The 7,511-nt window shown below is 70.2% G+C and carries 7 protein-coding genes and 1 pseudogene; 5 read left to right on the forward strand and 3 right to left on the reverse strand.

All coding sequences use genetic code 11. The features are described from left to right. The first annotated feature begins 5 nt into the window (after positions 1 to 5). The 4 genes from RMP06_RS18805 to RMP06_RS18820 are packed head-to-tail and all read left to right on the forward strand — an operon-like array spanning position 6 to position 3,248. Complete coding sequence (locus tag RMP06_RS18805; protein WP_310463328.1) at positions 6 to 851, forward strand: sugar phosphate isomerase/epimerase family protein; 846 nt, start codon at positions 6 to 8, stop codon at positions 849 to 851. Then, entirely contained in the window at positions 848 to 1,615 is a 768-nt protein-coding gene (locus tag RMP06_RS18810; protein WP_310463329.1) for an alpha/beta fold hydrolase, read from the forward strand. The genes RMP06_RS18805 and RMP06_RS18810 overlap by 4 nt, the downstream gene beginning before the upstream one ends. Next, the gene (locus RMP06_RS18815) at positions 1,612 to 2,313 is read left to right on the forward strand and encodes a ribulose-phosphate 3-epimerase (RefSeq protein WP_310463330.1); all 702 of its coding nucleotides are present in this window, start codon (positions 1,612 to 1,614) and stop codon (positions 2,311 to 2,313) included. Before RMP06_RS18810 ends, RMP06_RS18815 begins: the two co-directional genes overlap by 4 nt. After that, the gene (locus tag RMP06_RS18820) at positions 2,310 to 3,248 is read left to right on the forward strand and encodes an ROK family protein (RefSeq protein ID WP_310463331.1); all 939 of its coding nucleotides are present in this window, start codon (positions 2,310 to 2,312) and stop codon (positions 3,246 to 3,248) included. The genes RMP06_RS18815 and RMP06_RS18820 overlap by 4 nt, the downstream gene beginning before the upstream one ends. A gap of 30 nt (positions 3,249 to 3,278) precedes the next feature. Here RMP06_RS18820 and RMP06_RS18825 read toward each other — a convergent pair whose 3' ends face one another. The 3 genes from RMP06_RS18825 to RMP06_RS18835 all read right to left on the reverse strand — a co-directional run bounded on the left by RMP06_RS18825 (position 3,279) and on the right by RMP06_RS18835 (position 6,532). Beyond that, entirely contained in the window at positions 3,279 to 3,536 is a 258-nt protein-coding gene (locus tag RMP06_RS18825) for a ubiquitin family protein (protein ID WP_310463332.1), read from the reverse strand. 5 nt (positions 3,537 to 3,541) lie between these two features. Continuing rightward, on the reverse strand, positions 3,542 to 4,711 hold the full coding sequence (locus RMP06_RS18830; protein WP_310463333.1) for a beta propeller repeat protein: 1,170 nt from the start codon (positions 4,709 to 4,711) through the stop codon (positions 3,542 to 3,544). A gap of 63 nt (positions 4,712 to 4,774) precedes the next feature. After that, complete coding sequence (locus RMP06_RS18835) at positions 4,775 to 6,532, reverse strand: diguanylate cyclase (protein WP_310463334.1); 1,758 nt, start codon at positions 6,530 to 6,532, stop codon at positions 4,775 to 4,777. 295 nt (positions 6,533 to 6,827) lie between these two features. Here RMP06_RS18835 and RMP06_RS18840 point away from each other — a divergent pair. Then, a pseudogene (locus RMP06_RS18840) lies at positions 6,828 to 7,373 on the forward strand (AAA family ATPase); the annotation flags it as partial. Between the last annotated feature and the right edge of the window lie 138 nt (positions 7,374 to 7,511).

Raw genomic sequence — 7,511 nt, forward strand, 5'->3', positions numbered from 1 at the left:
CGGTGGTGCAGCTCGGCATCTTTTCGAAGACGTTCGACGGCCAGGATCCGGCCACGGTGCTGGACGCCGTGCGGCGCGCGGGGTTCTCTGCGGCGCAATACAACCTGGCCTGCTCCGGCCTGCCGGCGATGCCCGAGGCCATCGCGCCGGGTGTGGCGCTCGCTGTCGCGGCAGCGGCGCAGGCCCGGGGCGTGGCCATCGCCGCGGCCTCGGGCACCTACAACATGGTTCACCCGGACGCGGCCGTGCGGCAGGCCGGCCATGCGAGGCTGGACGTGCTGGCCAGCGCCTGCGCAGGGCTGGGCACGCGGCTGATCACGCTGTGCACCGGCACCCGCGACGCCCAGGACCAGTGGCGCGAACACCCCGACAACCACACCCCCGAGGCGTGGCGCGATCTGCTGCAGTCGATGGAAACGGCCATCGCGATCGCCGACCGACACGACGTGCTGCTCGGCATCGAGCCGGAACTCGCCAATGTCGTCAACTCGGCCCGGCGTGCGCGGGATCTGATCGACCAGCTCGGCAGCCCGCGCCTGCGCATCGTGCTCGACCCCGCCAATCTGTTCGAGGTGGCGACGCCCGCCGAGCAGCGCGACACCGTGTCGGCCGCGATCGACCTGCTGGCCGACCGGATCTGCATGGGCCACGCCAAGGACCGCCACGCCGACGGCCGCTTCGCCACCGCCGGCCAGGGCGTGCTCGACTACCCGCATTACCTCGCCACGCTGAAGACGGTCGGGTTCAGCGGCCCGCTGATCACGCACGGCCTCACCGCCGCCGAGGCGCCGGCCGTGGCCGTGTTCCTGCGGCGGGTGATGGGCGAGGCGGGCATCGAGGCCACTGCATGAACTCCGGCCGTGCCCGTGTGCCGGTGGTGTTCCAGCACGGCCTGTGCGGCAGCGCAGCACAGGCCACCGAGGCATTCCCAGACGACGCCGACCTGCACCTGTGGACACTGGAATGCCGGGGCCACGGCCGCACGGCCGCCGGCCCGATCGCGGACCTCTCGATCGCCAGCTTTGCCGACGACGTGGTCGCGCTGATCGAGTGCGAGGGGCTGGCGCCGATCGTCCTGGGCGGGATCTCGATGGGCGCGGCGATGGCCCTGCGCATCGCGGTACGCCGGCCGGCGCTGGTGCGGGCGCTCATCCTGGTCCGCCCGGCCTGGGTCACCGAGTCCGCGCCGGCCAACATGCAGCCCAATGCCGAGGTGGGCGAGTGGCTGGCCCGCTGCACGCCGGAGCAGGCCCGCGCCCGCTTCGCGCAAGGTGCCACAGCGCAGCGCCTGGCCGCCGAGTCCCCCGACAACCTGGCCTCGCTGATGGGCTTCTTCGACAGGCAGCCCCAGGCGGTCACGGCCGCACTCCTGCAGCGCATCGCGGCGGATGGTCCCGGGGTCAGTCCGGACGAAGTGCGGGCAGTCACCGTGCCCGCCCTCGTGATCGGCCACGAAGCCGACGCCATCCACCCCATGGACCACGCCCGCCGGCTGGCCGCCCTGCTGCCACAGGCCGAGCTGGTGGAGATCACCCCCAAGTCCGTCAGCCGCGACGCCTACGTCCACGACCTGCACACCGCCATCCGGCGGTTCACCCGGAACCTGCCCCCATGAACAGACCCCCCGAAGGCTGGTTCGACCGGCTGCCCACCGCCCGCCCGATCGCCGAGTTCTCCGTCTGGTCCGCCGACCTGCTGCGCATCGGCGCGGACCTGGACCGCATCCAGCCCCATGCCGACCTGCTGCACATCGACGTGGCCGACGGGCATTTCGCGCCAGCCTTCCTGTTCTTTCCCGACCTGCTCGCGCGGGTGCGGGCGGCCAGCGCGGCGCCGATCCACGTGCATCTGATGGTGTCGGACGCCATCCTGGCGTCGCAGATCCACCAGTTCGCCGACGCTGGCGCGGACGTGATCACCGTCCACGCCGAATGCCCGAGCGTGGCCGCCGGTGCGCTCGACCTGATCCGCAGCCGCGGCTGCATGCCGGGTCTGGTGCTGCAGGTCGAGACGCCGGTCACCGCCTTGGTGCCCTACCTCCAGGACGTCCAGTTCATCACCCTGCTCGGCACCTCGATCGGCGTCAAGGGCAAGGGCCTGCACGACGACGCACTCGATCGCCTGCGGGAAGTCCGGGCGCTGGTGCGTCAGGCCGCTCCGGGACACCGCGTGGTGGTGGTGGCCGACGGCGGCATCCGGCACGAAACGGTGCCCCGGCTGCGCGCCGCAGGGGCCGATGCGGTCGTGCTGGGCTCGCTCGCCTTTGGTGACCCGGATCTGGCGGCACGCATGGCGTGGCTGGCGGCGCAATGAATCCGCTGGCGATCGGCATCGACCTCGGTGGCACGCAGGTGCGCGCCGCGCTGGTCGGCGCGGATGGCACCCTGCTGGCACGCGCCGCGACACGCACGGACGCAGCGGGCGGACCGCGCGCCGTGGTGCAGCAGATCGGGCAACTGGTGGCCGAGGTCACCGCAGGCGTTGACCCGGACGCGCTCGCCGGGGTCGGCGTCTGCTCGCCGGGTCCGCTGGATGGCTCGGCCGGGGTCGTGCTGGGCATCCCCACGCTGCCGGGCTGGGTCGATGTGCCGATCGTGGCCTGGCTGACCGAGGCGCTGCGGCTGCCGGTGGTGCTGGAGAACGACGGGGTCGGCGCCGCCATCGGCGAATGGCGGTTCGGCGCGGGCCACGGGCTGAGCGACTTCGTCTACGTCACGGTCAGCACCGGCATCGGCGGCGGGGTGATCGCCGACGGCCGAGTGCTGCGCGGCCGGCGTCAACTGGCGGGCCACATCGGCCACATGACCACCGCACCACAGGGCGAGACCTGCAGTTGCGGCAACCGGGGTTGCTGGGAGGCGCAGGCATCCGGCACCGCACTGGGCACCTTGGCACGCCGGCGCGCAGCCCGGACACCGAGCAGCACCCTGGCGGCGCACGGTGCTGCGCTGGAAGCACCGCAGGTATTCGCTGCAGCCCGAGCCGGGGACACAGTCGCCCTGGATCTCGTCGCACACGAAGCGGCCGAACTGGGCGTGGGCATCGTCAATCTGCTGCACCTGTACAGCCCCGAGCGGGTCGTGCTCGGCGGGGGCGTGTCGAGCGGCTTCGATCTGCTGCATCCCGACATCAAGAGACACATCCGGTCGTGGGCACTGCCCCCCTTTCGGGACGTGCCAGTGGTGGCAGCGGCGCTGGGCCAGAACTCGGGAGTTGTCGGGGCAGCGTGTCTGGTCCTGCCCGGCTAGACGCGCCCGAGAAGGCCGCTGGAGCTGGAATCAGCCGCCGCTCAAGGCCAGGACGAAGTTGATCTGCTCGGTCGGTGGCAGCGGCGCGGTGATGTCGAACATCGGCCGCCCGTTGACAAAGACACGCAGATGCAGGCGGATGCGGTCCTGTTCATCGACGATGCGAAACCGCAGCCCTGGAAAACGCCCGTCGAGGTCACACAGCACCGCGTCCAGCGTGTCGCCCGTCCCATCGACCAGCGCGCTGCCGGTGTAGGACTGCAGCGCCGACGGGATCAGCACCTTCATGCCCTTCACCGCAGGTCCACCACGTCGAGCGCGTAGATCTCCGGCAGGTGCTGCATCAGCGGCGCCCAGTCGGCCCCCTCGTCGCGGCTGAGCCAGAGTTCGCCGCTGGTGGTGCCCAGGTACAGCCCCACCGGATCTCCCGCGTCGGCGCACATCGCCTGGCGCTTGATGGTCCACCACGCCTGGCTGCGCGGAAATCCAGCGTCCTGCCGCTGCCAGGTGCGGCCGGCGTTGCGGGTGACATAGGCGGCCGGTTTGCCTTGCGGGCTGACACGCGGCCAGACATCGGAGCCGTCCATCGGGAACACCCACGCGGTGTCGGCGTCGCGCGGATGCACGACCATCGGGAAGCCGATCGCGCCCACCTTGGCCGGCATGCCTCCGCCGATCGAGACCCAGTCGGCGTCCGGCCGGTCCTGGCGGTAGATGCCGCAGTGGTTCTGCTGGTAGAGCCGGTCCGGCCGGGTCGGACAGCGCCGCACGCAATGTGGATCGTGGAACGTGATGTCCGCTGGATCGAAGCCCCCGACCACCGCCATGCCGCGCACGCGGGGCGTCCAGGTCTGGCCCGCATCGACCGACTCGTGGACCCCTCCGCCCGACATCGCGATGTGCAGGTGCTTCGGGTCGCGCGGATCGACGAGGATGGAGTGCAGCTTGGGGCCGTCGGGCGTGCCGTCCTGCACCGTGCCCATCCACTTGCGGAACTGCGGGTCGTCGTTGAGCGTGGAGAACGGCGCCCAGGTCACGCCGCCGTTCTCGGAGCGGAACAGCCCCTGCGGCGAGGTGCCGGCGTACCAGACCCCCGGCTCGCTGGCCACGCTCGGGGCGAGCCAGAAGGTGTGATCGACAGCACGGCCGGTTTCACCCGCGGCGGCCTTGGCAAACGCGGGCGGGCGCGTGGACTCGGTCCAGGTGCGGCCCAGGTCGGTCGAGCGGAAGATCGTCGGGCCGAGGTGCCCGGTGCGCACCGCCGCAAGCAGGGTCTGGCGGTCGCGCGGGTCCAGCACGAGGTGGCTGACGACATGGCCCAGGAAGTGCGGACCGTCGATGCGCCAGGACTGGCGTCTGGCATCGCCGTGGAGGATCCACGCACCCTTGCGCGTGGCCACCAGCAGGACGACAGGTCCGACGCGTCGAGACCGGGAAGACACCGTGTGCAGCAGATCGCTCATGAGAACTCCTTCGAACCGGGCGGGCAAAGTATGTCGCGGCTGGCACGCCACGTCCACCCGGGTTCAACCGCAGTACTCAAGGCGGCGGACCTGGCCCTTGCCGGACTGCTTGCCCAGGTACATCGCCTGGTCGGCACGCCGCAGCAGCGTGGCCATCTCGCTGCCGTCGATCGGGGCCAGGGCGTAGCCGATCGTTGCCCCAACCTCGCAGGACACCTCGCGCACCTGCATCGGCGCCACCAGCGCCCGCAGCAGGTCAGCACCGATGCGCTGGGCTGCGGCGGCGTCGGGCAGATCACCCACCAGCACGACGAATTCGTCGCCTCCGGTGCGTGACACCAGATCGCCGTCGCGGACCTGGGTGCGCAGCCGCACGCCGACTTCGATCAGCACCTCGTCGCCCACGTCGTGCCCCTGGCGATCGTTGATCTGCTTGAACCCGTCGAGGTCGATCAGATAGAACGCCACCAGCCGAGCCGGGCGCTGCCGAGCCATCAGCGGAGCGACGGCGGCCTGCAGCCCGCGCCGGTTGAGCAGCCCGGTCAGCGCGTCCGTTTCGGACAGGCGGCGCAGGCGCTCGCCATCGCGGGTAGCGAGTTCGGCCTGGCCACGCAACTGCTCGACCCGCATGCCCAGCACCACCAGCCACAGGGCCATCTCGACCAGCGAGCCGGCCTGCAGCGCATGCAGTGTCACGAACGTGGCCGCCACCTGACCCGTCACCAGCAGACCCATCGTCACCCCGCTGACGGCATACAGCGCCCAGCCGAGGAAGACATAGGCAGCCGCCCGATCCCCCTGGCGCCAGCGTGTCCAGGCAAACGGCAGGGCCAGGAACATCGGCAACTGGCCCAGGACCTTGGACACCTGCTGCGCCTCGCGGTAGCCGAAGAGGTCGGTCAGCAGCAGTGCGATCGAGGTCAAGGCGATCGCCGCGCCCAGGTGCATCACCCGGGACATGCGCGGCGACAGGCTCTGGATGTCCAGCACGCGGTCGATGAAGAGGAAGGCCCCGGCCGAGCTGAGCAGCACGCAGGCGGGCGACAGCACCTCCGACACGCGCACGTGCTCGCCCCAGAGGTGCTGCAGCCCCAGCCCGTTGAAGGAGAAAAGGAACAAGCCGATGCCCGAGATGCTGAGGCTGTAGTACGCGAACATCCGGTCGCGCAGACTGACCCACTGTGCCAGGCTGTACAGCAGCAGGCACAGCATCACCCCCGACGAGATGCCCTGGAGCAATTGCACGCGGGCGTCGTGCTGGTGGTACTGCTCGGGTGTCACCAGGTGCAGCGGCGTGATGAGGCTGCCGGTGGTGGCCACGCGCAGCAGCAGCGTGTAGCGCCCAGGTGCCAGGTCCAGCGGCAGCAGGTGCGTGCGGGCAGGCAGTGTGCGCCAGGACATCGGCCGGGTGTCCCCGGCACGCTGGTAGGCCTCGTGCAGCGGCTTGCCATCGCGCAACACGTGCAGATCCACCTCGTCCAGCGCCGGATACGCCACGTCCAGCAGCCACGCCCCGGTGGCGGACGGCGCCAGCTCCACCTCCCAGATCAGCCAGACCGCCTCCCGGCGCTCGCCGAAGTTCGATTCCGGCACGTCGGGACGCCAGCGCTGGGGCAAGCGCAGGCGGACCTCGTCCAGCGTCCACGATCCCTTCGGGTCGAGCAGCACCGACACGGCCGGCCAGACCTCGACCGTCTGGCGCCGGTCCGTCAGCACGATCAGCCCGCGGGCAGCCGGATCGACGGCCGCTGCCCGCGCCGGGGCAGCGCCCAGCCACAGCACCGCCAGCAGACTCCACAGCAGGCAAGGCAGTGCACGCATCGACAGCGCATGCAAAAGTCGGCGCCAGACCATGACCTCAGAGCCTTCCAGGAACAAGGAACGTCCACGGCTTTCGGCAGGCGCACGCAAAGCTGAAGCCTGCAGGCACCGCCAGAACCGCGGCCCCCGATCAGTCCGTGGAACTGCCCACGATTGGGGGTGCTTCCCCGCTGTGCCGCGAACCTGGCTTGCGGCATGCTAGTCACGACGGGTGTCATCACCCCTGACGTGTCTTCCGGAGGTTTCCTTGAGCCAACGCTGCACCGATCTCGTCTGCACCATCCCCATTGCGCGGATGCGTCACCTCTACCGGCTCGACGATGTCGAGCGCCGGCTGACCAAGCTGGCCCCCAAGGACCACGAACAACTGCGCTCCACCTACGAGCGCATGCTCGAAAAAGGCCCGGAGCGGTTCCAGGTCAAGCCCTCCGGCCTGCCGGTGATGGACCACCTCTACGACGAGCTGCCCAACTTCCACCCGGTGCTCGACGACGTGCGCCGCCAGTTGGCCTTGTGCGAGGACAGCGGCGACGCGCTGGAGATCACGCCGATGCTGCTGCTCGGCCCGCCCGGCGTGGGCAAGACGCACTTTGCCCGCGAGCTGTCGCACCTGCTTGGCACGGGCATGGGCTTCGTCTCGATGAGTTCGCTGACCGCCGGCTGGGTGCTGTCGTGCGCGTCAAGCCAGTGGAAAGGGGCGCGACCGGGCAAGGTGTTCGAGACGCTGGTGGATGGCGCCTACGCGAATCCGCTCATCGTCGTGGACGAGATCGACAAGGCGGGCGGCGAACACGCCTACGACCCGCTCGGCGCGCTCTACAGCCTGCTGGAGCACGACACTGTCCTGGTCAAGTTATTTCGCACAGCCCGATAGGTTGTGTGATTGCCGATTGCTGCTCGAAGGCATTGGGAGGCAAGTTGCCCAGTGTGGAGTGCAGACGCACGCTGTTGTAGAAGCTGACGATGTAGTCGGCGATGT

Source organism: Sphaerotilus sp. (assembly GCF_031429695.1).
Classification (GTDB): domain Bacteria; phylum Pseudomonadota; class Gammaproteobacteria; order Burkholderiales; family Burkholderiaceae_C; genus Sphaerotilus.

Excerpts from the sequence above, each read along its gene's own strand:
- RMP06_RS18810 (WP_310463329.1), top strand. The coding sequence starts at position 848 with ATGAACTCCGGCCGTGCCCGTGTGCCGGTGGTGTTCCAGCACGGCCTG.
- RMP06_RS18815 (WP_310463330.1), top strand. The coding sequence starts at position 1,612 with ATGAACAGACCCCCCGAAGGCTGGTTCGACCGGCTGCCCACCGCCCGC.
- RMP06_RS18820 (WP_310463331.1), top strand. The coding sequence starts at position 2,310 with ATGAATCCGCTGGCGATCGGCATCGACCTCGGTGGCACGCAGGTGCGC.
- RMP06_RS18825 (WP_310463332.1), bottom strand. The coding sequence starts at position 3,536 with ATGAAGGTGCTGATCCCGTCGGCGCTGCAGTCCTACACCGGCAGCGCG.
- RMP06_RS18830 (WP_310463333.1), bottom strand. The coding sequence starts at position 4,711 with ATGAGCGATCTGCTGCACACGGTGTCTTCCCGGTCTCGACGCGTCGGA.
- RMP06_RS18835 (WP_310463334.1), bottom strand. The coding sequence starts at position 6,532 with ATGCGTGCACTGCCTTGCCTGCTGTGGAGTCTGCTGGCGGTGCTGTGG.